The 24954-nt window shown below is 62.8% G+C and carries 28 protein-coding genes; 9 read left to right on the forward strand and 19 right to left on the reverse strand.

All coding sequences use genetic code 11. The annotated features are described in order from the left end of the window. Positions 1-2 precede the first annotated feature (2 nt). On the forward strand, positions 3-2891 hold the full coding sequence (locus tag NKH90_RS23155) for an EAL domain-containing protein (RefSeq protein WP_352821138.1): 2889 nt from the start codon (positions 3-5) through the stop codon (positions 2889-2891). A gap of 23 nt (positions 2892-2914) precedes the next feature. On the opposite strand, the gene NKH90_RS23160 is transcribed toward NKH90_RS23155, so the two are convergent. Further along, positions 2915-3523: a YqgE/AlgH family protein gene (locus tag NKH90_RS23160; protein WP_352821222.1), complete on the reverse strand. Its 609-nt coding sequence runs from the start codon at positions 3521-3523 to the stop codon at positions 2915-2917. A gap of 147 nt (positions 3524-3670) precedes the next feature. Here NKH90_RS23160 and NKH90_RS23165 point away from each other — a divergent pair, with 147 nt between their 5' ends. The 3 genes from NKH90_RS23165 to NKH90_RS23175 all read left to right on the forward strand — a co-directional run bounded on the left by NKH90_RS23165 (position 3671) and on the right by NKH90_RS23175 (position 5688). Beyond that, positions 3671-4477, forward strand: coding sequence for a protein-disulfide reductase DsbD domain-containing protein (locus NKH90_RS23165; RefSeq protein WP_352821140.1), 807 nt, complete (start codon positions 3671-3673; stop codon positions 4475-4477). 82 nt (positions 4478-4559) lie between these two features. Then, the gene (locus NKH90_RS23170) at positions 4560-5060 is read left to right on the forward strand and encodes a peroxiredoxin (RefSeq protein WP_352470649.1); all 501 of its coding nucleotides are present in this window, start codon (positions 4560-4562) and stop codon (positions 5058-5060) included. Positions 5061-5208: 148 nt separating this feature from the next. Beyond that, positions 5209-5688 (forward strand): DUF2938 domain-containing protein, encoded by a 480-nt coding sequence (locus NKH90_RS23175; RefSeq protein WP_352470650.1) that lies wholly within the window; start codon positions 5209-5211, stop codon positions 5686-5688. Between the two features lie 18 nt (positions 5689-5706). On the opposite strand, the gene rnhA is transcribed toward NKH90_RS23175, so the two are convergent. From rnhA to coxB, 11 genes are all read right to left on the reverse strand, one after another. Continuing rightward, entirely contained in the window at positions 5707-6246 is a 540-nt protein-coding gene (rnhA, locus tag NKH90_RS23180; RefSeq protein ID WP_352470651.1) for a ribonuclease HI, read from the reverse strand. Continuing rightward, positions 6243-7205, reverse strand: coding sequence for a homoserine kinase (locus NKH90_RS23185; protein ID WP_352821143.1), 963 nt, complete (start codon positions 7203-7205; stop codon positions 6243-6245). Before NKH90_RS23185 ends, rnhA begins: the two co-directional genes overlap by 4 nt. Before the next feature lie 5 nt (positions 7206-7210). After that, positions 7211-8215 (reverse strand): 4-hydroxy-3-methylbut-2-enyl diphosphate reductase, encoded by a 1005-nt coding sequence (gene ispH, locus NKH90_RS23190; protein ID WP_352821145.1) that lies wholly within the window; start codon positions 8213-8215, stop codon positions 7211-7213. A gap of 107 nt (positions 8216-8322) precedes the next feature. After that, on the reverse strand, positions 8323-9078 hold the full coding sequence (locus NKH90_RS23195) for an SURF1 family protein (RefSeq protein ID WP_352821147.1): 756 nt from the start codon (positions 9076-9078) through the stop codon (positions 8323-8325). Continuing rightward, positions 9075-9461, reverse strand: coding sequence for a DUF983 domain-containing protein (locus NKH90_RS23200; protein ID WP_352449882.1), 387 nt, complete (start codon positions 9459-9461; stop codon positions 9075-9077). Before NKH90_RS23200 ends, NKH90_RS23195 begins: the two co-directional genes overlap by 4 nt. 82 nt (positions 9462-9543) lie before the next feature. Next, positions 9544-10425, reverse strand: coding sequence for a cytochrome c oxidase subunit 3 (locus tag NKH90_RS23205; RefSeq protein WP_352449883.1), 882 nt, complete (start codon positions 10423-10425; stop codon positions 9544-9546). 1 nt (position 10426) lies between these two features. Further along, positions 10427-11059 (reverse strand): cytochrome c oxidase assembly protein, encoded by a 633-nt coding sequence (locus NKH90_RS23210; protein WP_352593359.1) that lies wholly within the window; start codon positions 11057-11059, stop codon positions 10427-10429. A 7-nt stretch (positions 11060-11066) separates the two neighbouring features. Further along, positions 11067-11234 carry a cytochrome c oxidase system small membrane protein gene (locus tag NKH90_RS23215; RefSeq protein ID WP_023674135.1) on the reverse strand — a complete coding sequence of 56 codons (168 nt, stop codon included), beginning with the start codon at positions 11232-11234 and terminating at the stop codon, positions 11067-11069. Next, entirely contained in the window at positions 11231-12175 is a 945-nt protein-coding gene (locus NKH90_RS23220; RefSeq protein ID WP_352470654.1) for a heme o synthase, read from the reverse strand. The genes NKH90_RS23215 and NKH90_RS23220 overlap by 4 nt, the downstream gene beginning before the upstream one ends. Before the next feature lie 75 nt (positions 12176-12250). Beyond that, on the reverse strand, positions 12251-13903 hold the full coding sequence (gene ctaD / locus NKH90_RS23225; protein ID WP_352470655.1) for a cytochrome c oxidase subunit I: 1653 nt from the start codon (positions 13901-13903) through the stop codon (positions 12251-12253). Positions 13904-13941: 38 nt separating this feature from the next. Further along, on the reverse strand, positions 13942-14820 hold the full coding sequence (gene coxB / locus NKH90_RS23230) for a cytochrome c oxidase subunit II (protein ID WP_031211057.1): 879 nt from the start codon (positions 14818-14820) through the stop codon (positions 13942-13944). Positions 14821-15191: 371 nt separating this feature from the next. Between coxB and NKH90_RS23235 the strand changes: the two genes are divergently transcribed. From NKH90_RS23235 to NKH90_RS23250, 4 genes are all read left to right on the forward strand, one after another. After that, complete coding sequence (locus NKH90_RS23235) at positions 15192-15716, forward strand: invasion associated locus B family protein (RefSeq protein WP_352449887.1); 525 nt, start codon at positions 15192-15194, stop codon at positions 15714-15716. A 128-nt stretch (positions 15717-15844) separates the two neighbouring features. Further along, positions 15845-17257 carry a metalloprotease TldD gene (tldD, locus tag NKH90_RS23240; protein WP_352501957.1) on the forward strand — a complete coding sequence of 471 codons (1413 nt, stop codon included), beginning with the start codon at positions 15845-15847 and terminating at the stop codon, positions 17255-17257. Between the two features lie 141 nt (positions 17258-17398). Continuing rightward, positions 17399-17674, forward strand: a complete 276-nt coding sequence (locus tag NKH90_RS23245; protein ID WP_352449889.1) for an AbrB/MazE/SpoVT family DNA-binding domain-containing protein — start codon at positions 17399-17401, stop codon at positions 17672-17674. Further along, entirely contained in the window at positions 17661-18050 is a 390-nt protein-coding gene (locus tag NKH90_RS23250; protein ID WP_352501958.1) for a type II toxin-antitoxin system VapC family toxin, read from the forward strand. The genes NKH90_RS23245 and NKH90_RS23250 overlap by 14 nt, the downstream gene beginning before the upstream one ends. 54 nt (positions 18051-18104) lie before the next feature. Here the strand turns inward: NKH90_RS23250 and NKH90_RS23255 are convergent, their stop codons facing one another. The 3 genes from NKH90_RS23255 to NKH90_RS23265 all read right to left on the reverse strand — a co-directional run bounded on the left by NKH90_RS23255 (position 18105) and on the right by NKH90_RS23265 (position 20569). Beyond that, complete coding sequence (locus NKH90_RS23255; RefSeq protein ID WP_502898868.1) at positions 18105-18455, reverse strand: antitoxin Xre/MbcA/ParS toxin-binding domain-containing protein; 351 nt, start codon at positions 18453-18455, stop codon at positions 18105-18107. A 96-nt stretch (positions 18456-18551) separates the two neighbouring features. After that, positions 18552-19793 (reverse strand): class I SAM-dependent RNA methyltransferase, encoded by a 1242-nt coding sequence (locus tag NKH90_RS23260; RefSeq protein ID WP_352821149.1) that lies wholly within the window; start codon positions 19791-19793, stop codon positions 18552-18554. Further along, entirely contained in the window at positions 19790-20569 is a 780-nt protein-coding gene (locus NKH90_RS23265; RefSeq protein WP_352821151.1) for a TlyA family RNA methyltransferase, read from the reverse strand. The genes NKH90_RS23260 and NKH90_RS23265 overlap by 4 nt, the downstream gene beginning before the upstream one ends. A 174-nt stretch (positions 20570-20743) precedes the next feature. Between NKH90_RS23265 and NKH90_RS23270 the strand changes: the two genes are divergently transcribed. Next, the gene (locus NKH90_RS23270) at positions 20744-21145 is read left to right on the forward strand and encodes a GFA family protein (protein ID WP_352449893.1); all 402 of its coding nucleotides are present in this window, start codon (positions 20744-20746) and stop codon (positions 21143-21145) included. A gap of 27 nt (positions 21146-21172) precedes the next feature. Here NKH90_RS23270 and NKH90_RS23275 read toward each other — a convergent pair whose 3' ends face one another. The 4 genes from NKH90_RS23275 to NKH90_RS23290 form a co-directional block, all read right to left on the reverse strand. Further along, a complete protein-coding gene (locus NKH90_RS23275) occupies positions 21173-21466 on the reverse strand; it encodes a hypothetical protein (protein ID WP_352821154.1) in 294 nt (97 codons plus the stop codon). Between the two features lie 210 nt (positions 21467-21676). Then, positions 21677-23590: a 1-deoxy-D-xylulose-5-phosphate synthase gene (dxs, locus tag NKH90_RS23280; protein WP_023674120.1), complete on the reverse strand. Its 1914-nt coding sequence runs from the start codon at positions 23588-23590 to the stop codon at positions 21677-21679. 81 nt (positions 23591-23671) lie between these two features. Next, entirely contained in the window at positions 23672-24592 is a 921-nt protein-coding gene (locus tag NKH90_RS23285; RefSeq protein WP_352821156.1) for a pirin family protein, read from the reverse strand. Positions 24593-24601: 9 nt separating this feature from the next. Further along, entirely contained in the window at positions 24602-24868 is a 267-nt protein-coding gene (locus NKH90_RS23290; RefSeq protein WP_352768737.1) for a DUF2277 domain-containing protein, read from the reverse strand. Between the last annotated feature and the right edge of the window lie 86 nt (positions 24869-24954).

A 24954-nucleotide genomic window follows, 5' to 3' on the forward strand; every position in this document is an offset into this window, starting at 1 on the left:
TTTTGACGAATTTTCTGCGCAAGGGGTCGCTGCTTGCCTTTATGCTAGCGGCAATCGTCACGCTCTGCGCGGGATCCTCGGCGTTTGCCGTAGAACCGATCAAGATCGCCCGCGACGACGTTGCGCTCGATCTTTCGGGGGCCGTCTTGATCTACCGGAACCAGGGCGAGAATTTTCAGGTGTCGACCGCGCCAGGCCCGGACGGCATCGTGCGGCGCATCGAGGTCGAGGCAAATGATGCGCGCTCGAGCGGTGACTGGGCGGTGTTCGCGCTGGCCAATACCACCGACCAGCAGCTCGACAGGCTGATTGTCGCACCGCATTTCCGGCTGGTGAATTCCGGCCTGTTCTGGCCGGATCTCGGCTCGACCCGTATCGCCGCGATCACGCCCAGCGAAGGCTTTGCGCTCGACCGCCAGACCAGCCCCGACGCCGACGTCTTCCGGGTGACGTTGAACCCGGGAACGGTGATTACCTTCATCGCCGAGCTCGCCTCGCCCAAGCTGCCGCAGGTCTATCTGTGGGACCCTGAATCCTACAAGGACTCGGTCAATTCCTACACGCTGTTTCGTGGCATCGTCATCGGCATTGCCGGCCTGCTGGCGCTGTTCCTGACCATCCTTTTCGTCGTCAAGGGGACCTCGATGTTCCCGGCAACGGCGGCCCTAGCGTGGGCGGTGCTTGCCTATATCTGCGTCGATTTCGGCTTTCTCAACAAGATCATAGAGATCTCACCGGGCAATGAGCAGATGTGGCGCGCCGGAACGGAGGTGGCGCTCGCGGCGACCTTCGTGGTGTTCCTGTTTGCCTATCTCAACCTCAACCGGTGGCACGGCCATTTCAGCTACGGCGCGCTGGTCTGGATTCTCGGGCTGGTGCTGATCGCCGGTGTCGCCATCATCGATCCGGCGGTTGCCGCCGGCATTGCCAGGCTGTCCTTCGCCGCCACCGCGCTGACCGGGCTCGGCCTGATCATCTTCCTCGGTATCCGTGGTTACGACCGCGCCATCATGCTGGTGCCCAGTTGGGTGATGGTTCTGCTGTGGCTATGCGGATCGTGGATGGCGATCACCGGCATGCTGGACAACGATATCGCTCAGCCGGCGCTGGGCGGCGGGCTGATCCTCATCATCCTGCTGATCGGCTTCACGGTGATGCAGCACGCTTTTGCCGGCGGCGCCCTGCATCAGGGCCTGTTCTCCGATCTCGAGCGCCAGGCGCTGGCGGTTGCCGGATCGGGCGATACCGTGTGGGACTGGGACGTGCTGCGCGACCGCGTCGTCACTCGTCCCGACGTCAGCATTCAGCTCGGCCTTGCCCCCAACAGTCTCGGCGGGCCCGCCCGCAACTGGCTGCCGGTGCTGCATGCCGACGACCGCGACACGTTTCGCACGACGCTCGACGTGGTGCTCGAGCACCGGCGCGGCCGGGTGTCGCAAAACTTCCGCCTGCGCGGCGCCGACGGGCACTATCACTGGTTTTCGCTGCGCGCCCGGCCGGTGATCGGCTCGGACGGCGAGGTCATCCGCTGCGTCGGCACCATGGTCGACGTGACGGAGCAGAAGAAGTCCGAGGAACGGCTGCTGCATGACGCCGTGCACGACAATCTGACCGGCCTGCCCAACCGCGAGCTGTTCATGAACCGGCTGGAGGCGATCATTTCGATCGCCCGCACCGAAGAGAAGGTGCGCCCGACCGTCTTCGTCATCGACATCGACCGCTTCAAGCAGGTCAATGACGGGCTCGGCATCTCGGCCGGCGATACCATCCTTTTGACCATCGCGCGGCGGCTGCACCGACTGCTCAAGCCGAAGGATTCGCTGTCGCGCTTTGCCGGCGACCAGTTCGCGCTGATGCTTTTGTCGGAGCAAGATCCGGCTCGCATCGCGGGCATTGCCGATGCCATCAAGCACGCCATCAACAACCCGATCACCTTCGCCAAGCGCGAGATCGTGCTGACCGCCTCGATCGGGCTGATCACCTGGACCGCCACGCAGACCTCAGCCGAGGACATGGTCAAGGATGCCGAGCTTGCCATGCATCAGGCCAAGCGCTTCGGCGGCGACCGGATCGAGCCATTCCGTCCCGCCTTCCGCACCGTCGGCACCGACCGGCTGCAGTTCGAGTCCGATCTGCGCCGCGCCATCGAACGACGCGAATTCACGCTTGCCTACCAGCCGATCGTGCGGCTGGAGGACGGCAGCGTCGCAGGCTTCGAAGCGCTGCTGCGCTGGGACCATCCGCGTCGCGGCATGATCCCGCCGGCGGATTTCATTCCGGTCGCCGAAAACTGCGGCCTGATCGTGCAGCTTGGGCTGTTCGCCATGCAACAGGCTGCCGAAGACCTGGCGGGATGGCAAAAGCAGATCGGCGATGCGCCGCTGTCGGTCTCGGTCAATCTGTCCAGCCGTCAGCTCATCCGCCGCGACCTGGTCAGCGACGTCCGCTCGGTGATCGCGCGAGCCAACCTGAAACCGCGCTGCTTCCGGCTCGAACTCACCGAATCGCTGGTGATGGACAATCCCGAGCAGACCGCCCATGTGCTGACCAAGCTGAAGCAGCTTGGCATCGGCCTGTCGCTGGATGATTTCGGCACCGGCTATTCATCGCTGGCCTATCTGACGCGCTTTCCGTTCGACACCATCAAAATCGACAAGAGCTTCGTCGACGACGCGACGCCGAAACGTGCGGTGCTGCTCAAATCCATGGTCAATATGGCGCATGAACTCGGCCTGTCGGTTGTCGCCGAAGGCATTTCGGACGAGAGCGATGCGCTGGAGTTGCGGCAGATGGGCTGCGAGTACGTGCAGAGCTTCATGTTCGGCGCGCCGATGCCGGGCGACCAGGTGCTGAAGACGCTGAAGGAACAGTATCCGTTGACCCAAGCGTGACAAGTTTCAGGACGTAATGAGGTTCAGGCGTGACCGGCAGCCAGGCTGAGATGCGCGAGATCAATGCCGATCGAGGCGAGGATCCGGTCATATTTGCGATCGATGTCGGCGTCGAACAGAAGCTCGGCACTTGCCGGGCAAGTCAGCCAGCCATTCTCGACGATCTCGTTTTCAAGCTGGCCCGCACCCCAGCCGGCATAGCCGAGCGCCATCAGAGCCTGCCGGGGTCCGCGGCCGGAGGAGATGGCGCGCAATATGTCGACGGTCGCGGTCAGACAGACATCGTCGGACACGGCGAGCGAGGATTCCACCCGGTAGTCGCCCGAATGCAGAACGAAGCCGCGGCTACGATCCACCGGTCCGCCATTGCGCACGACGAAGTCGCGCGCCGGCGGCGGCAGGCGAATTGCCTCCAGCTCGTTCATGATGCCGAGTTGCACGAGCAGGTCCGGAAACAGCATCTGCTGCGTCTGGTTGATGATCAGCCCCATCGCGCCTTCGTCGCTGTGCGCGCAAATGTAGATGACGGAGCGCGTGAAGCGGTCGTCCTTCATGCCGGGCATGGCAATCAGGAACTGGTCGTCGAGAACGCCGGGTCCTGCGGCCGTCCTTTTATGGCGCAACAAATCCATGGCCACAGCGTAACGCGTTTCCGGGGCGTCGAAAAGATGGGCGGCGCCCGATTTGATCAGGCTCGTAAATCGAAGGTCACGCAAATATGATGCCGGCGGCGTCATGAAATCATTGTGCGGCCATCAACAGACGATCAAATCATTGCCATGCAAATCTTGAAAATCCTGCTGCTTGGCGTGGCCATTGGATCGGCGACCGGCCTCCCCGCCTCAGCCTCCTCATCGGCCTGGTACAATAGCGAAGGCGGCAGGGTGCGGCTGGTGACGAGCGGCAAGGCCGATGAGGCCGGGCGTCTCCAGGGCGTCCTCGACATTGCGCTGAAGCCCGGCTGGAAGACCTATTGGCGCGATCCGGGCGATGCGGGCGTGCCGCCACAGATCGACGTCTCGGCCAGCACCAACATTGCCGACGCGACGCTTTCGTTTCCGCCGCCGCAGCGCCATGACGACGGCTATGGCAAATGGGCCGGCTACGACCACCCGGTTTCGTTGCCGGTGACGTTTACGCTTGCCGCGCCCGGCCAGCCGGCCGTCATCGATGCGGACATTTTCCTCGGCATCTGCGAAACCATCTGCATCCCGGTGCAGACAAGGCTGACCGTCGATCCCGGCGCCGATCCGGACAACGCCGAGGACGCGGCACTGGTCAAGGCAGGCCTTGCCACCCTGCCCGCCACGGCAACGCCCGATTTCGGCATAAACGTACTGCCGGGCGACCACGAAACGCTGATTGTCGAAGCGAGCTTTCCGGGCAGCCCCGAGGGCGCCGACTTCTTCGTTGCCGGCGAACGCGACTACATGTTCGGTGCCCCGGCACGCACCGAAAAGGATGGCAAGCTCATCTTTACTGTGCCGATCCTCGACAGGCCGTCGACAACGCCAACCGATGGCGGCCTGCACTACACGCTGACAAGTGCCGCAGGCGCGGTCGAAGGCCTGTTGCCATTCCCGTGATGCCAACGTCTGGACGGTTGCCGGGCGCGCCTTAATTCGCTATCGCAAGGACACTCCCTTCCATTTCCAAGCGAGGACCATCATGACGATCTCCGTTGGCGACAAACTGCCCGATGCGACCTTCAAGACAATGACCGCCGACGGTGCAAAGCCGATAACGACGGGCGAGCTATTCTCAGGAAAGAAGGTCGTGCTGTTTGGCGTTCCAGGCGCCTTCACGCCGACCTGCAGCAACAATCATCTGCCCGGCTACCTGGACAATTACGACGCCATCCTGGCGCGCGGCGTCGACACTATCGCCGTTGTCTCGGTCAACGATGTTCACGTTATGGGGGCCTGGGCCCGCTTCAGCGGCGGTGAAGGCAAAATCCTTTATCTTGCCGATGGCAATGGCGATTTCGCCAAATCCGTCGGCCTCGACGCCGACCTCTCCAGCGGCGGCATGGGGCTACGCTCGAAGCGTTTTTCGATGATCGTCGATGACGGCAAGGTCACCGCACTCAATGTCGAGACAAAGCCCGGCGTCGACGAATCCGGTGCGGCTCACATTCTCGGACAGCTTTCCGTCCTGGCGACAGCCTAGGCCAGGCACGGCAAAGGGCGCCTTCGAGCGCTCAACGTCCAAAGGACGCTGACTTTTGCATCGGCGCATGATCCTTCCGAAAGCCGACCCGGTTTTTCGGGACCATGCGTCGGCCCTTCGGGACTGCTTGCTTCTGGGGACCTCGATTATGTCTGACATCGTCTGGCGCAGCGTCGCGATCGGCATCGGCGCAACCGCGCTTATGGATGTCTGGGCGATTTTCCTGAACAAGGCGTTTGCTCAGCCGCGGCCGAACTGGGGGCTGGTCGGCCGCTGGGTCTGGCATCTCAGGGAAGGCAAGGTCTTCCATGACGACATTGGCGAGGCCTCTCCCTACCCGCATGAATCAGTACTTGGCTGGGCCTTTCATTATGCTGTCGGCATCGTCTACGGCGTCATACTGGTCGTGCTGGCCGGAACGGCCTGGCTCACCGCGCCGACCTTCCTGCCGGCTTTTATGCTCGGCATCGTCACCGTCGGCGCCGGGTGGTTTCTGCTGGCGCCCGGCATGGGCGCCGGCTGGGCCGCTTCGAAGCGGCCCAATCCGATGCAGGTCCGCGCCCTCAATCTTGTGTCGCATACGGTGTTTGCCATCGGACTGTTCGGCACCGCTCTTCTGATCCGCTGACACGCCAGTTCAACCGGATCAATAACTCTGGGTCGAGCGCCGAACCTTCTTGGCCGCCGATTGCCTGGAGTGGGTGCCTTCCTCCGGCGGCACGGACGCGAGCACGGGCTTCGCCGACTTCGTCTTGAATGGCGCCATGCCGAGCCGCGCCAATTCGTCGGCGCGCTCGTTCTCGGGATGGCCGGCGTGGCCCTTGACCCAATGCCAGGTGACCTGGTGGCGGTTGCGCGCAGCGTCGAGCTGCTGCCACAGCTCGGCATTCTTCACCGGCTGCCTGGCGGCCGTCTTCCAGCCGTTGCGCTTCCAGCCGTCGATCCAGCCGAAAATGCCGTCCTTGACGTAGTTGCTGTCGGTATAAAGGTCGACGACGCAAGGCTCCTTGAGCGCATTGAGCGCCGAGATGGCCGCCAACAATTCCATGCGGTTGTTGGTGGTCAGAGCCTCGCCACCATGGAGCTCCTTGATTGCGCCGTTGAAGCGCAGGATTGCGCCCCAGCCGCCAGGCCCGGGATTGCCCGAACAGGCACCATCGGTGAAGATTTCAACGCGCTTGGTCATGTCAGTCCATATTCGGAAGGAGAGTTGATCGCCCGGTGGAAGCGCATCCGGCGGATATACTCGGTCGGGTCGCGTTTCATCACCAGGCCGCCGTCCGGGACCGTCAGCCAGTCGTAGAGCCGGGTCAGCATGAAGCGCAGCGCCGAACCGCGCGCCAGCATCGGCAGCGCAGCTTTCTCGTCACTGCTCAACGGCCGCACGCTTTGGTAGCCGGCAAGCAGCGCCGTGCCCTTGGTCAGATTGAAGGAAAAATCCTTCTCGAAGCACCAGGCGTTCAGGCACGTGGCAACGTCATAGGCATAGAGGTCGTTGCAGGCGAAATAGAAGTCGATCAGCCCGGACAGTTTCTCGCCGAGGAAAAACACATTGTCCGGGAAAAGATCAGCATGGATGATGCCTTGCGGCAGATCGTTCGGCCAGTTCCGCTCGAAATCGGCGAAATCGGCATCGACCTCGGCCGCCAGTCCCGGCTCGACCTCGTCGGCGCGGGCGCGGGCGGCATTCCACAGCTTGCGCCAGCCATCGATGGCAAGGGCGTTGGGGCGGGTCATCGGAAAATCCGCGCCGGCGAGATGCAGTGCCGCCAGCGCCTTGCCGACCTCGCCGCAATGTGCAGCCGTCGGCCGCCGCAGCGACAGGCCTTCGAGAAAGGTGATGATGACCGCCGGCCGGCCGGCAAGTGTTCCGATCACGCCGCCATCATGTGCGGTGACCGGGAGCGGACACGAAATGCCCTTTCTGGCGAGGTGGGCCATGAGGCCGAGAAAGAACGGCAGGTCAGCCTTGTCGACGCGCTTCTCGTAAAGCGTCAGGATGTAGGAGCCGCTGCTGGTGTGCAGCAGAAAATTCGAGTTTTCGGTGCCTTCGGCGATGCCCTTGTAGGACAAGAGGTCGCCGACCGGATAGTTCCTGAGGAATGCGCCGAGCTCGCCCTCGTTGACGTCGGTGTAAACCGCCATCGTTGCTACGCGGCCCCGTTGACGAAGGCCATGTCGGCAGCCGTCAGTTCGACATCGCGCAACACCCGCATCACCGGAAAGTCCTCCGTCTCCGTCGCCGTCACGGCCAGCTCGATGGTCACGTCGAAGCGCTGCCTGAACGCATCGACGATCTCGTCGACGATGATCTCCGGCGCCGAGGCGCCCGCCGACAGGCCGAGCGTCGAAATGCCGGCAATCTCATTCCACGGAATTTCGGAGGCGCGCTGCACGAGAAGCGACATCGAGGCGCCGGCGCGCTCGGCCACTTCGACCAGGCGCCGCGAGTTGGACGAGTTAGGTGCGCCGACAACCAGGAAGAGATCGGCGCCGGCCGCTGTTTCCTTGACCGCTTCCTGGCGATTGGTGGTGGCATAACAGATCGATTCCGCCGCCGGCGCGTGCAGCTCGGGAAAACGCTGCTGCAGGGCGCGGATGATACCGGCGGTATCCTCGACCGACAGCGTCGTCTGGGTGACGAAGCCGAGCGCTTGTGGGTCTGCGGGCACGAAGCTTGCGGCGTCGGCCTCGGTCTCGATCAGAGTTGCCGCGCCGTCCGGCAACTGGCCCATTGTGCCGATCACCTCCGGATGCCCGGCATGGCCGATCAAGAGCACGTGGCGGCCAAGCCGCTGATGGCGCATCGCCTGCTTGTGGACTTTCGAGACCAGCGGGCAAGTCGCGTCGAGATAGAACAGGTTGCGGGACTGGGCGTCGGCCGGCACCGATTTCGGCACGCCATGCGCCGAAAAGACGACCGGGCTCTGGCGATGCTCGGGCGGGATCTCGGAGAGCTCCTCGATGAACACCGCGCCGAGGCTTTGCAGCCCTTCGACGACGTAGCGGTTGTGCACGATCTCGTGGCGGACATAGACCGGCGCGCCGTATTTCTTCAGCGCCAGCACGACGATCTGGATGGCACGGTCAACGCCCGCACAGAAACCGCGGGGCTGGCAGAGCCGGATGGTCAGCGGCGGCTTTGTGTGAAGCATGATTGCATCTTACGCTGATTGTGGGCCGGTTGATCGGACTATGACTTCTGAGCTCAAGGCGCGAAATGAGGTGCGCGGCCCTGCCCTGTCAAGGGTAGTGGCGGCGATCATTGGTCTTTCGCCGGGCGGCGGAGCCAGGAGATCAGGACGCCGGCAAGGGCGGCGGCAAGGCCGTACCAGGTTATCGCATATTGCAGATGGCTGTTCGGCAGGTCGATGACGGTGACACCGCCAACCGGCAGCCCGCCGGGGTTGGGCGTGGCGTTCGCATCGATGAAGATCGGCACCAGCGCCGCACCTGTCGGCAGGCCGGCGCTCGAGGCCATCGCGTCACGGTCCTTCCAGTAGAAGATGTTCTTCTGCGGGTCATTGTCGGGAAGCATCATCGAGGGCTTGGCCGGCAGCGGGTTGCGGGCGAGCCCCGTCACCGTCACTTTGCCCATTACCTGCCCCTGCGGCCGCTTGGCTGGATCCTTGAAATCGTAGGGCACGAAGCCGCGGTTGATCAGCACGAAACGGCCATCGTCGAGCTGCAGCGGCGTGAAAACGTCGAAACCGGACTGGCCTTCCCAGGTGGCGAGGAAATGCCGCTCGTCTTGATGCAGGAAAGTGCCGGTCACTATCACCGGCGTGTAGTCCACGTCGCCGGCGGCAGCAAACCGCTTTTCGACCTCGGCCAATGGCACGGGCGCCGAATGCGTGCGCTGGTCGATCGTCTGGAGAAGGCCCTCTTTCCAGTGCAGGCGCTGAACCTGCCAGGTGCCGAGCGCCAGCAGGATCAAAAACACGACGATACCCAGGCCGAGCGCCAATGCGCGCTTGGGCCGCGACCGGCCGGCCACCGAACCTGATGCCTCGCTCATTCGCCGCGGTCCAGCCGGCCCTCGGCCGCCTTGTTGCGGTATTGCAGCGTCAGCAGCACGCCCTTGATCAGCCGGAGCGCCGCCAGGCAAAGCACCAGCGTCAGCGGAATCCACAGCAGCAGATGCAGCCAAAGCGGTGGATTGAGCGTCACCTCCATCCACAACGCCAGGCCGACGACGATGAAGCCGATGATCAGGATAACGAACACCGCCGGCCCGTCACCAGCATCGGCGAAAGAATAATCGAGGCCGCAATTGCTGCAGCGATTGCCGACCGTGAGGAACCCGGAGAACAGCTTGCCCTCGCCACAGCGGGGGCAGCGGCCATGCAAGCCGGCCGAGATCGGATCGATTGGTGGCCAGATCGCCTTGTCGTCGCTCATGGGATCATCCTAGGAGCATTTGCCGCAAAAGATAAGGCGGCCACGTCGCCGCAGCCGCCTTGTCGATTTCCTCAGTTCGATCTCAGTGCGGTTCGATCATCGCGCCGTTCGATGCCCAGACGTAGATCGAGGCAAACAGGAACAGCCACACCACGTCCACGAAGTGCCAGTACCAGGCGGCGGCCTCGAAGCCGAAATGCTGCTTGGGCGTGAAATCGCCCTTTATGGCGCGGATCAGGCAGACCAACAGGAAGATCGTGCCGATGATGACGTGGAAACCATGGAAGCCGGTCGCCATGAAGAAGGTGGCGCCGTAGATCGAATCCCTGAAGCCGAACGGCGCGTGCATGTACTCGTAGGCCTGCACCATCGTGAACAGCATGCCGAGGCCGACGGTCAGCACCAAGCCATTGATCAGGCCCTTGCGGTCGCCGTGGATGAGCGAGTGGTGCGCCCAGGTCACCGTGGTACCCGACAGAAGCAGGATGACGGTGTTGTAGAGCGGCAGATGGAAAGGGTCGAGAACTTCGAGGCCCTTGGGTGGCCAGACGCCGCCGGTGAAGGCAGTACGGGCGTATTGATGGACCTCGCCCGGAAACAGGCTGGCGTCGAAGAAGGCCCAGAACCAGGCGACGAAGAACATCACCTCGGAGGCGATGAACATGATCATGCCGTAGCGCAGATGCAGCGACACGACACGGGTGTGGTGTCCCTCATGCGCCTCCTTGATCGTATCCGACCACCAGGCGAACATCGTGTAGATGACGATCAGCAGGCCGATGAAGAACAGCCATGGATTGGCGACATTGAAACCGAAGATCGGGAAATCGCCGCCCTTGAGGTATTGCATGTAACAGACGCCGCCGAACGCGGTCACCAGCGCCCCGACGGAGCCCAGGAACGGCCACGGGCTCGGGTCGACGAGGTGGTAGTCATGTTGTGGTTTTGCGTGCGCGTCTGCCATATCAACCCCCGAGGCTTGCTTCGGTATCTGAAATCTTGTTGCGGCGGCCGTCGGCCGGCACCGATGATGCGACCGGCTTGGTCTTGTCGACCGGGAACATCGTGTAGGACAGGGTAATCGTCGTCAGATCCTTCAATTCCGGCGCGTTGACGATGTCGGGATCGACATAGAAGACGACCGGCATGTCCAGTGTCTCGCCCGGCTTCAGCGTCGTGTCGGTGAAGCAGAAACACTCGACCTTGTTGAAGTAAGGTCCGGCCAGTTCCGGCTGCACGTTGAAGGTGGCGCGTCCAGTGATGGGACGGCTGAATTTGTTGGTCGCGCTGAAATGCGCCTCGGCGGTTTCGCCGATCTTGATGGTGATCGAGCGAGCGACCGGCTGGAATTGCCAGGGAACGCCGGCGGTGTTGGCGTCGAAGCGGATGGTGATGTCGCGATCGAGCACCCGATCGGCATATTGCTGGGTCGCCCGTTTGACGGTGCCGCCGTAGCCTGTCGCCTGGCAGAACATCGCGTAGAGCGGCACCGCGGCGTAGGCCATGCCGATCATGCCGCCGAAGAACGCGATGCAGACGCCGGCGACGACGCGGTTCGTATTCTTCTTCTTAGGATCGGTGACTGTTTGCCTGGTCATGTTAAGCTCACATCGAGCCGGGGAAACTGTGACCAAATTTCACGATGGTCGCGACGTAGAATATGACGACCAGCGCCGCCAGCGCGAAACCGATTGCGGCCGAGCGATTGCGGCGGGCCTTCTGCTGACGTTCGGTCAACGTGACCAGTTCAAGCTTCTTTTCGGCCATGCTCATGCTCCACCAATGGTCAGCGCGCGCGCGACGACACAATCGCCAAGGTAGGCGGCGAAGATGGCGAAGAGATAGAGCAGCGAATAGCCGAACAAGGCCTTGGCCGGCTTCATCGCCCGGTCGTCATCGGCCATTTGCAGCACCCTCCACGCATACCAGACGAAGCCGGCGCCGAGCAGCAATGCAACGATGCCATAGACCGGCGTGGTGAACCCGAGAACCCAGGGCAGCACGCCAACCGGCGCGAGGACCAGCGCATAGGCAAAGATCTGGCGTCTGGTCGAGGCCTGGCCGGCGACATTCGGCATCATCGGAATGCCTGCCTTGGCGTAGTCCTCCGACTTGAACAGCGCGAGCGCCCAGAAATGTGGCGGCGTCCACAGGAAGATGACCAGGAACAGCACCAAGCTTTCGAGGCTGACCGATCCGGTTACCGCCGCCCAGCCTATGACCGGCGGAATGGCACCGGCAGCCCCGCCGATGACGATGTTCTGCGGCGTCCAGCGCTTCAGCCACATCGTATAGATGACGGCATAGAAAAAGATGGTGAAGGCCAGAAGCGATGCTGCCAACCAGTTGACCAGCACGCCGAGCGTCATCACCGACAGAACCGACAGCACCAGCCCGAAACTCAATGCCTCGCCTGGCCGGATACGGCCGGCCGGCACGGGACGGCCGGCGGTGCGCGTCATCACCGCATCGATGTCTGCGTCATACCACATGTTGAGCGCACCGGAGGCGCCGGCGCCGATGGCAATAGCTAGGATCGCGATCACCGCCAGCAGCGGATTGATGGTCACCGGAGCGGCGACCATGCCGACAAACGCAGTGAACACCACCAGCGACATGACGCGCGGCTTCAGCAGGGCGAAGAAATCGCCCGCCGTCGCTTCCGACATGCGGAAGCCCGGCTCGTCAATCAGTCTGTCTTCGGCAAGGGCCATGCGTACTTAAGTCCATCATTCCGTTGGCCAAAACCGCCGGTCGGCCGGCGGCTCCGTATTAAAGGAGGCAACCGCCTACTTGATCTTCGGCAACTGTTCCCACTGGTGGAACGGCGGCGGCGAAGGCAGCTGCCATTCCAGCGTGGTCGCACCCTCGCCCCAAGGATTGGCGCCGGCGACCCGCTTCTTCTGGAACGCCTCGAAGACGCCGAACAGGAAGATGACGACGCCGATAGCCGAGATGTACGAGCCGTAGGACGACACCATGTTCCAGCCGGCGAAGGCATCCGGATAGTCGATATAGCGACGCGGCATACCGGAAAGGCCGAGGAAGTGCTGCGGGAAAAAGACCAGGTTGACGCCGACAAAAGTGACCCAGAAGTGGGTGTTCGCGATCACCGGCGAATACATGTAGCCGGTCATTTTCGGGAACCAGTAGTACCAGCCGGCGAAGATCGCGAAGACCGCGCCCAGCGACAGCACGTAGTGGAAGTGCGCGACCACGAAATAGGTGTCGTGCAGCGGGCGGTCGAGGCCGGCATTGGCCAGCTGCACGCCGGTGACGCCGCCAACAGTGAACAGGAAGATGAAGCCGATCGCCCACAGCATCGGGGTCTTGAGCGAAATCGACCCGCCCCACATAGTGGCGATCCACGAGAAGATCTTCACACCCGTCGGCACCGCGATGACCATGGTGGCGAAGACGAAATAGCGCTGGGTGTCGAGCGATAGGCCCGTCGTGTACATGTGGTGGGCCCAGACGATGAAGCCCACCGCGCCGATGGCTACCATCGCATAGGCCATGCCGAGATAGCCGAACACCGGCTTCCTCGAAAAGGTCGAGATGATATGGCTGATGATACCGAAACCCGGCAGGATCAGAATGTAGACCTCCGGATGGCCGAAGAACCAGAACAGGTGCTGGAACAGGATCGGATCGCCGCCACCGTCCGGGGCGAAGAAGGTGGTGCCGAAATTGCGGTCGGTCAACAGCATGGTGATGCCGCCGGCCAGCACCGGAAGCGACAGAAGCAGCAGGAAGGCGGTAATCAGCACAGACCAGGCGAAAAGCGGCATCTTGTGCATGGTCATGCCGGGCGCGCGCATGTTGAAGATGGTGGTGATGAAGTTGATGGCGCCAAGAATCGAGGAGGCGCCGGCGATGTGGATTGACAGGATCGCCAGGTCCATGGCCGGTCCGGGCTGGCCCGATGTCGACAATGGCGGATAAAGCGTCCAGCCGCCGCCGACGCCGTAGGCGCCGGGCGCACTCGGGACGAAGGCCGAGAAAATCAGCAGGATGAAAGCCGGCGGCAGCAGCCAGAACGAGACGTTGTTCATGCGCGGGAAGGCCATATCCGGCGCGCCGATCATGATCGGCACCATCCAGTTGGCAAAGCCGCCGATCAGCGCCGGCATCACCATGAAGAAGATCATGATCAGCGCATGCGCGGTGGTGAAAGCATTGTACATGCTCTTGCCCCCGTCGATGGCGGCGTCGCCATTCATGCCGTAGACCATCTGCGCCAGGCCAGTGAATATCTGGATGCCCGGCTCCTGCAATTCCATGCGCATGACGACCGACAAGGCGCCACCGATGCAGCCCGCCATGATCGCGAAGATCAGATAAAGCGTACCGATGTCCTTGTGGTTGGTCGAATACACCCACCGGACCCAGCCATGATACGGCTTGTGGTCGTGGTCGTCGTGAGCTGCAGCGTGCGCCATGGTCGGCTCCGTTCCCTGAATCTTTTCTGGTCGCGGCATCAATTGCCGGCGGCCGCTACCTTGTTCGTGCCATCGACCTCGGCCATCAGCGCCTTGTTGGCGCCGGGAAGGTCGGTTTTGGCTGCCGCCAGCCAGGTCTTGTATTGTGCATCGGAGACGACGCGAATGGCGATCGGCATGAAGGCGTGGTCCTTGCCGCAGAGTTCCGAGCACTGGCCGTAATAGAGGCCTTCCTTGTCGGCCTTGAACCAGACCTCGTTGATGCGGCCCGGCACCGCGTCGGTCTTGATGCCGAAGGACGGCATGGCAAAGGCGTGAATGACGTCGGTCGCCGTCACCAGCACGCGGGTCATGGTGCTGACCGGCACCACCATCTCATTGTCGACGGCGAGCAGGCGCGGATACGCGGCGCGATCTTCCTTGCCGGCAGCAGCCCTGTCGGCATCCTGAAGGATCGCGGAATTAAAGGAAAGCGTGTTGTCGACCTGGTATTCGTAGTCCCAGTTCCACTGATTGCCGGTCGCCTTGACGGTCAGCTTGGCTTCTTCCGGCGGCGTGTATTGCGCGGTCAGCAGCTGGAACGAAGGAATGGCGAGACAGAGCAGGATGACGACGGGACCGACAGTCCAGATGACCTCGATCAGCGTGTTGTGGCTGGTGCGCGACGGCGTCGGGTTGACGCTCGCCCGGAACCGCAAAATGCAGTAGGCAATCAGGAAAAGCACCAAGGCGGTGATCACAATGATGAACGCGAACGAGTAGTTCCCGAACCACTCGATCTGCCGCATAATGTCGGTCGCCGGAGGCTGAAAACTGGTTTCCCAAGGTTGGGGCTGGGCTGCATGAGCGGATGCAGCGGCAAACAACGTGGCGGCGGCACTAGCTACGATTTTGGCGGTTGCCAGGAATTTTCTCATCGCCCTCGTCATCTCCCAGTTCCTCGCGATCGGACCGCAAGAATGTCGAACAATGCCGGGACGGGAATCCCGGACAATTCAAGGCTGGTTCAAACCATACTCTATTTGCCTCCGCAAGAAAGGAGCGCCGGAACCCGTGCGGCATTTTTGCGCGCAAGCGCGGCGCTGGCTTCGTGCGGTGACGGCTCGCCGCGAATCACCAGAGCGGCATCCGGGTAGAATGAGCTGCGCGGCGCGCGGAACCGTCGCAATTAGGGCGAAATTGGCACGGAAAAGCGCATTGTTGCCTGTGTCGGGGCAGATCGCCGGGGTCTCGTCCTTTACTTGGGTTTAGTGCGGCTTAAAGTGCCGTGATTCGCAATGGAGCCGTCATGAACCCTTGGCTTTCGAGAACCTTGGCGAAGGTCATCTTTGTTGCCGCCGCAATAGGCTTGTCCGGTGCCGGCCTGGCCAATGCCGCGCAGCCAAGCGGCACGGTGAAGTCAACGCATGGGGCGTGGTCGATCATCTGCGATACGCCCGCCGGTGCTACATCCGAACAATGCGTGATGATGCAGAACGTCGTCGCCGAGGACCGTCCGGAAATGGGTCTTTCCGTCGTCGTGCTGCGCACAGCCGACAACAAGGCCGAAATCCTGCGTGTGCTGGCGCCGCTCGGCGTGCTGTTGCCGAACGGCCTCGGCCTCAATGTCGACGGCAAGGATATCGGCCGCGCCTATTTCGTGCGCTGTTTCCAGGACGGCTGCTATGCCGAGGTCATCCTGGAAAAGCCGCTGCTCGACACGCTGAAGACTGGTACGTCCGCCACCTTCATCGTCTTCCAGACGCCGGAAGAGGGCATCGGCATTCCCGTCGACCTCAAGGGTTTCGCCGACGGCTTTGCCGCCCTGCCTTGAGACTGGGTCTTGTAAGACGATCCAGTGATGTTGACCGGCCGAGGTCACGGCAAATCTCATTTCAGATTGTCTGTGCGGGCCTTCGCGCCTACATCGTGGGAAACAATCCTCCTGCGAATGGACCTGCCATGAACAGCCTGATCGGCCAATTTGACATTTCCGACGATCGCATCAAGCAAATCGTTGCCGAGACTATTAACGGCGCCGACGACGGCGAACTGTTTCTCGAATATAGCGAAAGCGAATCGCTGATGTTCGACAATGGCAAGCTGAAGACCGCGAATTTCAACACCGACCAGGGTTTCGGCCTGCGCGCCGTCGCCGGCGAAGCCAGCGGCTACGCCCATTCCAGCGATCTCTCCGAAGCCTCGCTGCTGCGCGCCGCCGATGCCGTTTCGACGGTGAAGAGCGGCTATTCCGGCACGCTTGCCGCAGCGCCTGCCCGCACCAACCGCCACCTCTACGGCGACGGAAACCCTATCCCCTCGCCTTCCTTCGAGGCCAAGGCCAAGCTGCTTCAGGAAATCGATGCATGGCTGCGGGCCGAGGATCCGCGCGTCAGGCAGGTGACGGCGTCGCTCGCCGCCTCCTGGCAGCATGTCGAGATCATGCGCGCCGACGGCCAGATGGTGCGCGACATCCGTCCGCTGGTCAGGATCAACGTGTCGGTGGTGGTCGGCGACGGCGACCGCCAGGAGAGCGGCTCCTATGGCATGGGAGGCCGCAAGGATTTTGGTGAATTCCTGATCGAGGACAGCTGGCGGCACGCGGCCAAGGAGGCATTGCGGCAAGCGCTGGTCAATCTCGAAGCGGTTCCAGCACCTGCCGGCACTTTCGACATCGTGCTGTCGAGCGGCTGGCCGGGCGTCATGTTGCACGAGGCCGTCGGCCACGGGCTGGAAGGCGATTTCAACCGCAAGAAGACGTCGGCCTTTGCCGGCCTGCTTGGCCAGCAGGTGGCAGCGAAAGGCGTCACCGTCGTTGATGACGGCACCCTGCCCGAGCGGCGTGGCTCGCTTACCGTCGACGATGAGGGCACGCCATCGGCCCATAACGTGCTGATCGACGATGGCAAGCTGGTCGGCTACATGCAGGACCGCCAGAACGCCCGGCTGATGGGCATGAAAGCCACCGGCAACGGGCGACGCCAAGGTTACGCGCACGAGCCTATGCCGCGCATGACCAACACCTACATGACAGCGGGCGACATGGAGCCGGACGAGATCATCGCCTCGGTCAAGAACGGCATCTATGCCGTGTCGTTCGGTGGCGGCCAGGTCGACATCACTTCGGGCAAGTTCGTGTTCGGCTGCACCGAAGCCTACATGATCGAGAACGGCAAGGTGACGCAACCGATCAAGGGCGCCATGCTGATCGGCAACGGGCCGGATGCCATGCATCGTGTGGCGATGATCGGCAACGACATGAAGCTCGACACCGGCATCGGCATGTGCGGCAAGGCCGGACAGGGCGTGCCGGTCGGCGTCGGCCAGCCGCATCTCAGGATGAACCAGATGACAGTCGGCGGCACCAGGGTTTGATGGAGTTGACGCCGAATTATCGCCGCTCCGGAACAACCAATCCCCGCCGCCCACTGCATTGAAGTAGGAGTAGCTTGCGCCTTGAATTTGCGGAGAGCTTCGACTATCTTACATTCGTCTTACACCTAAGGACGTGCGCAGATGGCTGCCGCAAAGAAGCTCGTAACTACGGTCTCGACCAAGGGACAGGTCATCCTGCCCAGCGCGATCCGGAAACGGAGGGAATGGCATGCCGGCACACGCCTTCTGGTCGAGGATACCCCGGAGGGCGTGCTACTGAAGCCTGCGCCAGTCTTCGCCGAGACACGGCCAGAGGACGTGTTTGGATCGCTGCGCTATAGTGGCAGGCCGAAGACGTTGGAGGAAATGGACGCGGGCGTGCTCGCCGAAGCGCGGCGGCGCCATGCTCGCAATTGATACCAACCTGATCGTCCGCTACCTGACGGGCGATCACCCGTCGCAGTCTTCCCGCGCCCGGGCGCTGATCGATAGCCAGCCGGTCTTTGTCGCCGTCACGGTGATGCTGGAAGTCGAATGGGTGTTGCGCAGCGCCTACGGTTTTGCGCCGCTTGAAATCGCCCGTACGCTACGGGTGTTTGGCGGGCTTCCCACGGTAGAGGTGGAAGACGGGGCGGTCGTGTCGTCCGCGCTCGACCTCTCGGAACAGGGGTTGGATTTCGCTGATGCGCTGCATCTGGGCAAGTCCGCTCACTGCGTTGGCTTCGCGACTTTTGACCGCAAGTTCGTCAGGGCCGCGAAGGCGGCCGGATACGAACGCGTGCAAGAAGCATAGCAGCTCACAGCGGCCCAGCGCGGCACAAAAGCGCGCCACAGGGTCAGCCTGGTTTCAGGCATAGATGCCGGAGCGGACTGCCTCCAGATAGGCAAGCACCTTGTCCGTCTTGCCTTCGCGAACCAGATCGTAGGCGGTCTTTCCGGCCCAACCGGGGATCGGCTGATGCTTGAACCAGATCGCCGCACGATGTTCATCACCGGCCATCTCGCCGGCCATCGCCAGGATACGGACGATGGGACTCAATGCGGCGTCGACCTTGCGCGCACCGGACTCGGCGGCAAGCGTGTTGCGCGCGAGACCGGTCAGCCCCGCCAGTTCTGTCGTATTGACCCCTAGCAGTTCAGCGACCCGCCTTGGCGAGAGAAACGGCGCCCGCTCCTCGCCGAAGCACGATGGCGAAATTTCGAAGGCTGCGGTGCTCGTGGCAATTCCCTAGCACGGTCTGAACGACGTGCGCTAAAAATGTGCTTTTTTGGTGCGCGTTTCAGGCCCTGGCTGCTAGCGTCTTCGTCTCGGCTTCTCCAACAGCGCCACGGCCTCGACATGCGGCGACCACAGGAACTGGTCGATCGGCGTCACGCTCTTCAGGGTATAGCCGCCGTCCATGAGGATGCGTAGGTCCCGCGCCAGCGTTACCGGATTGCAAGACACCGCGGCGACGAGCGGCACGTCGGAGCGCGCGATCTGCTTCGACTGGTCCTCGGCGCCGGCGCGAGGCGGGTCGAAGACAACGCCGTCAAAGGCATTCAACTCCTTGAATGTGAGCGGCCTCCGGAACAGGTCGCGACGTTCGCCGGTCACCCGCTTCAGGCCGCTGGCGAAACGGAATGCCCGGTCGAGCGCCGCGAGTGCTGCCGCATCGCCTTCCACCGCGTGAACCTCCGATCTTGCGGCCAGGCGCAGCGCGAAGCTGCCGCAGCCGGCGAACAGATCGGCGACCTTTTTGGCGCGCGCGAAATGCTGGCCGACAATGTTGGCCATCGCCTGTTCGGCAGCCTCGGTCGCCTGCAGGAAAGCGTCCGGAGGCACTGCGACGGCGACGCCACCAAACAGGACGACCGGTTTGTTTGGTTCGATAATGATCTCGCCGTCGACCGACAGCCTGGCCAGCCCCTCGGCGATGACGAAGTTGGAAGCGACGCGGCGCTGGTTCTCGCCGAGTTTGCCGGAATCGTGAACCGCGACATCGAGGCCGGAACCGGTCACCGTCACCGCCATGTGGAACGATTTGGTCGTGGTGCAGATCAGTCCGGCAAGCATCCTCAAACGGTCGAGCGCAGCGACGATCTGCGGCGCCGAGATCGGGCATTCCTCGATCGAGATGATCTCGGATGACAGCGCGCGAACGAAGCCGAACTGCATTCGCGCCTCGCTCCGCCGGGCGGTGAAGACGACGCGGCGGCGCGTGTGCGGCGCGCACGGCACCAGCGCCCCGACGTCGCAAGCGATGCCCTTGCTCTTCAGCGCATGCACGACCTTTTCGCGCTTCCACCGGTGATAGGCTTCAGTCTCGAGATGCTGGACGGCGCAGCCGCCGCATGCGCCGAAATGCCGGCACGGCGGATCGACCCGCAACGGCGAAGCCTCAAGGACCGACATCAAGGTGGCGCGATCTTTCTCCCGCGCGGCGGTGACCACCTCTCCCGGCAGCGCGAACGGAATGAAAACCTCGCCGGTTTCCGTCTCGGCGATGCCGTCGCCCTGCGAGCCCAACCTTGCGATCGTGAAACGGGTGCTCATCGCTTCTGGATCTCGACGTCCTTGATGCCGCCGAGCAGGAACTCGCGGTTGCCGTCGCCGCCCTCTATCGGTGACAGATGAAGCCCCAGCGAGCGCCAGCCGGGAATGGCATCGAGCCAGTCCTGCATCAGGCCGGCAATGCGCGCCGCATCATAGGGGTCCTTAAGCAGGCCGCCCTTGCCGATCGCCTCGCGGCCGGCCTCGAATTGCGGCTTGACCAGAAACACAGCTGTTGCGCCGTTCCTGGCCAAGGCAAGCGCCGGCGGCAGCGCCAGTTTCAGCGATATGAAGCTGACATCCGAGACGATGAAATCCGGCACACGGCCGCCGAGATCGGCGGCCGATAGTTCGCGCGCATTCAGGCCTTCAACTACCGTCACGCGCGGATCGCCGGCAATGTCGGAGTGCATCTGGCCATGCCCGACATCGATCGCGGTGACATGCGCCGCGCCGCGTTCGAGCAGCACCTGCGTGAAGCCGCCGGTCGAGGCGCCGACATCGAGCGCTTCGTTGCCGGTGGGGTCGAGGGCGAAATGGTCGAGACCAGCCTTCAGCTTCAGTGCGGCGCGCGACACGTAACCTTGCGCCGGATCGTCAACGACAATGTTGCACTCAGGCAGAACGGCCTGGCCCGGCTTGAGGGCAACGATGCCATCGACCGTCACGGTGCCGCGCTCGACCGCGTCGCGGGCACGCGAGCGGCTGGCAAACAGACCGCGCTGGACGAGCAATTCGTCGAGCCGCTGGCGTATGCTGGCTGGCGGAAGGGAAGTCATCGGCCTTCATGGCGAATGCCAACGATGATGGCAAGGATATTGGCGATGAGACAATGCATAGTTGGAAACGGGTGAACGCATCAAGCCACTCCGCTGTTTGTCGAACCTCGCACGAGATCCGACGCAATGCTAAGAAAGAGATGCCGTTTAGCCGTCGAAACGTGGAGGAGGAACATGCTGACGGGAACCTGTCACTGCGGCGCAGCCCACTGGACCCTGGAGGGCGATCCCGGTTCGATCACTGCCTGCAATTGCACACTTTGCCGTCGCTACGGCACGCTCTGGGCTTATGACCATGTCGACGAACGCATCCGCCTTGCCGGGCCCGTAAGCGCCTATCGGCGCGTCGGAAAGGCTCATCCTTCGCTTGAGATTCTCTTCTGCCCAACCTGCGCTTGCGTCCTGGCCTGGCGCGGTTTGCATCCTGATGCGGCTGGGCGCTACCGCATCGCCGTCAATGTGAGGCTTGCGCCGCCCGAGGCCGTCGCCGATCTCCCGATCGACCATTTCGATGGTCTCGATGCATTCGAGGATTTGCCGAGAGATGGTCGCTGTGTGCGGGATATGTGGTTCTAGTTTCTAGAGTCTCTTCGGGATCGTGCTTTAGAATATGGTCCGCGAAACCCGCCGTTCGACGGCCGGCGTCAGACCGTCGCTGCTGTCGCCGGAGACCTGTATGCGCGGCCGGTCAGCGGAACTGGGCGCCTTCGGCAAGGTATCGGGCACGATGACGAATTGCGGCGCCTGCCTGTAGGAGAAGCCGCCGCGGATCTCGCCGATCTTGCCGGCGACGATGCCCATCACCGCCTCTTCGAGTTTGCGGTCGTAGCGCGTTTCGGCCCCGGCCGACGCGGCGAAGATGGCCGCAAGCGCGATGCTGCCCAGAAGCGATCTCATTGGTCTTCTTTCCCCTGCCTGGTTGCCTTGTAGCAGGGCAGCGTTGAAGAACGGCCAAAGGACACGGTAAGCAAATCGCCAAACGGCAGCGTAAACAGCATGTTACGACTGTTCGCCGGCAATTTGATTCAAGCAGTTGAGATATTGATTCAGGCTAGCATCTTGCAGCCAAGTTGAATCGCTTCGGCGTCGCCGGAATGCGTCTAACAGCTAGGCGCGCTGGGCCTGCGCGGTATGCCCCAGCGCCACGAACACGGTGCGCACGATGCCGGCGCTGTCCAGCCCGGCATCGGCATACATCTTTTCCGGCTTGGCATGGTCGACAAATGTATCGGGCAGCACCAGCGGGCGCACCTTCAAGCCGCTCTCCAGCAGCCCTTCATGGGCCAGGAACTGCAGCACATGGCTGGCGAAGCCGCCGACCGCGCCCTCTTCCACCGTCACCAGTATCTCGTGTGAACGGGCCAGCCGCCGGATCAGGTCCTCATCGAGCGGCTTGGCAAAACGGGCATCGGCGACCGTGGTCGAAAGCCCGGCCGCGCCAAGCTCCTCGGCCGCGGCCAGGCAATCCTGCAGCCTGGTGCCGAAGGAAAGCAGCGCAACCTTGGTGCCTTCCCTGACGATCCGGCCCTTGCCGATCTCCAATACCGAGCCGCGTTGCGGCATCTCGACACCAACGCCGTTGCCGCGCGGGTAGCGGAAGGCGATCGGGCCGTCATCGTAGCTTGCAGCGGTACGCACCATGTGGCGCAGCTCGGCCTCATCGGCCGCGGCCATGACGACGAAACCGGGCAGCGTCGCCAGGAAGGTCGTGTCGAAGGCGCCGCAATGGGTGGCACCATCGGCGCCGACGAAGCCGGCGCGGTCGATCGGAAAGCGCACCGGCAATTTCTGGATCGCCACGTCGTGGACGACCTGGTCGTAGGCGCGCTGGAGAAAGGTCGAGTAGATCGCCGCGAAAGGCTTGAAGCCTTCCGTGGCAAGGCCGGCGGCGAAGGTCACCGCATGCTGCTCGGCAATGCCGACATCGAAGGTCCTCGCCGGAAACGCTTCGCCGAACAGGTCAAGCCCGGTGCCGTTCGGCATGGCGGCGGTGATGGCGACGATGCGGTCGTCCTCTCGGGCCTCCTGGATCAGGCTTTCGGCAAACACCTTGGTGTAGCTCGGCGCATTGGCGGGCGCCTTGGCCTGGGCGCCGGTGATGACGTCGAATTTGTTGACGCCATGATATTTGTCGGCCGCTGCCTCGGCCGGGGCGTAGCCCTTGCCCTTCTGGGTCACGACATGGATCAGCACCGGGCCGTCGGCATTGTCGCGGACGTTCTTCAGTACCGGGATCAGGTGCTCGAGGTTGTGACCGTCGATCGGGCCGATGTGGTAGAACCCCATTTCCTCGAACAACGTGCCGCCGGTGACGTAACCGCGCGCATGCTCGACCGCTCGCTTGATGGCGCGATCGGCGCGCTCGCCGAGATACGACGTCAGCTTCTTGCCGAAATCGCGCAAGCCCAGATAGGTCTTGCCCGACGCCAGACGGGCCAGATAGGCGCTCATTGCGCCGGTCGGCGGAGCGATCGACATATCGTTGTCGTTCAAGATGACGATCAGCCGGGCATCGAGTGCGCCGGCATTGTTCATCGCCTCATAGGCCATGCCGGCCGACATGGCGCCGTCGCCGATGACGGCAATGACATTGTTGCGGCCATCGGACAGATCGCGCGCCATCGCCATGCCGAGGCCGGCTGAAATCGAGGTCGAGGAGTGGGCTGCGCCGAACGGATCGTATTCGCTCTCAACGCGACGCGTGAAACCGGACAGGCCGCCCTCCTGGCGCAGCGTGCGGATGCGGTCGCGGCGGCCGGTCAGGATCTTGTGCGGATAGGCCTGGTGGCCGACGTCCCAGATCAGCCGGTCGTCCGGCGTGTTGAAGACGTAGTGCAGCGCGACGGTCAACTCGACCACGCCAAGGCCGGCGCCGAGATGGCCGCCGGTGTGGGAAACGACGTCGATCAGTTCGGCGCGAAGCTCTGACGCAAGCTGCGGCAGGTCGCCTTCGGCAAGCGTGCGCAAATCGGCTGGGACGCGGACCTTGTCGAGAAGCGGCGTATCGGGCTTTGCGTTCACTGTTTGCGAGCCTGGTCAGATTTTCTGTTCATCGTGAAATATGCCGCTGGCCGGCGAATGTAAATGTGGCGGTAACGCGCATCAGCTTTCGGGCAGCGGGATGAACTCTTGCTCGTCTCCAGGAACGATATCGAAGCGGCCTGTCTTCCATTCTTCTTTCGCCTGCTCGATGCGTTCCTTTGAGGACGATACGAAATTCCACCAGATATAGCGTTTCGAACCGAGCGAGGCGCCGCCAAACAGCATGAAATGGGCGCCGCGTTCCGATGAGACAACGATTTCGTCGCCGGGCCGGAAGACCAGCAGCCGCTCGGCCGGGAAGCGGTCACCGGATATCGAAACCTCGCCTTCCAGCGTATAGATGGCGCGCTCCTCGGCATCGGCCGGGATTTTCACGCCGGCACCCGGCGCCAGCCTGAGATCGGCATAAAGTGTGTCCGAAGCGGTGGCGACCGGGGAGCGCAGTCCGGAAAACGCACCGATGATCACACGGCCGCTGACCCCCTCGGCCTCGACTTCGGGCAGGCGCAGGGCTGCGGTGTTCTCGAAAACCGGCGCGACCTCCTCCTTGCCGTCCGGCAGCGCCAGCCATGTCTGCAGGCCGGAAACCGACATCGGCGCGCCGCGCAATTCTTCCGGCGTGCGCTCCGAATGGACGATGCCACGGCCGGCGGTCATCAAATTCACATCGCCGGGCTGGATTACCATCTCGGTGCCGAGCGAATCGCGGTGCCTGATCTTGCCGTCGAACAGGTAAGTCACCGTAGACAGGCCGATATGTGGGTGCGGACGCACGTCGAGCGCCTGGCCCGCTCGCAGAACGGCTGGACCCATGCGGTCGAAGAAGATGAAAGGTCCGACCAGCCGGCGCCTGGCCGTCGGCAAGGCGCGGCGAACCTGAAATCCGCCAATATCCTTGGCATTCGGAATGACCATCAGCTCGATCTGATCGCTGGCGAAGGCATCGCCTATCTGCGGATCGTTTCCGGGAAAGAAGCTCACGCGGTCCCCTCAGGCGAAGCGAAGTGCGGATTTGGCCTTCGCCTTGGCCGTCACCTCTTCGCGATTGCGCGGATGCTGCGTCGTCTCGAGGCTGTCGAGCAATTCGCGCGCCGAGGCGGCAATGGCCTCGACGGCATGGTCGAACGCATGCTGGTTCTGTTTCGACGGCCGCGTCGTTCCGCTCAGCTTGCGGACAAACTGAAGTGCGGCATCGCGGACCTCGTCATTGGTTGCCGGCGGATCGAAATTGAACAGGGTCTTGATGTTTCTGCACATCCTTCGCAATCTCCTCTCGTCCTGGAGCCGTTTCAAACGGGATGAGTTTTACCCTCAATCGTGATGATGTCCAAAGCCGGTAAGCA

Source organism: Mesorhizobium sp. M0898, assembly GCF_040319695.1.
GTDB lineage: Bacteria > Pseudomonadota > Alphaproteobacteria > Rhizobiales > Rhizobiaceae > Mesorhizobium.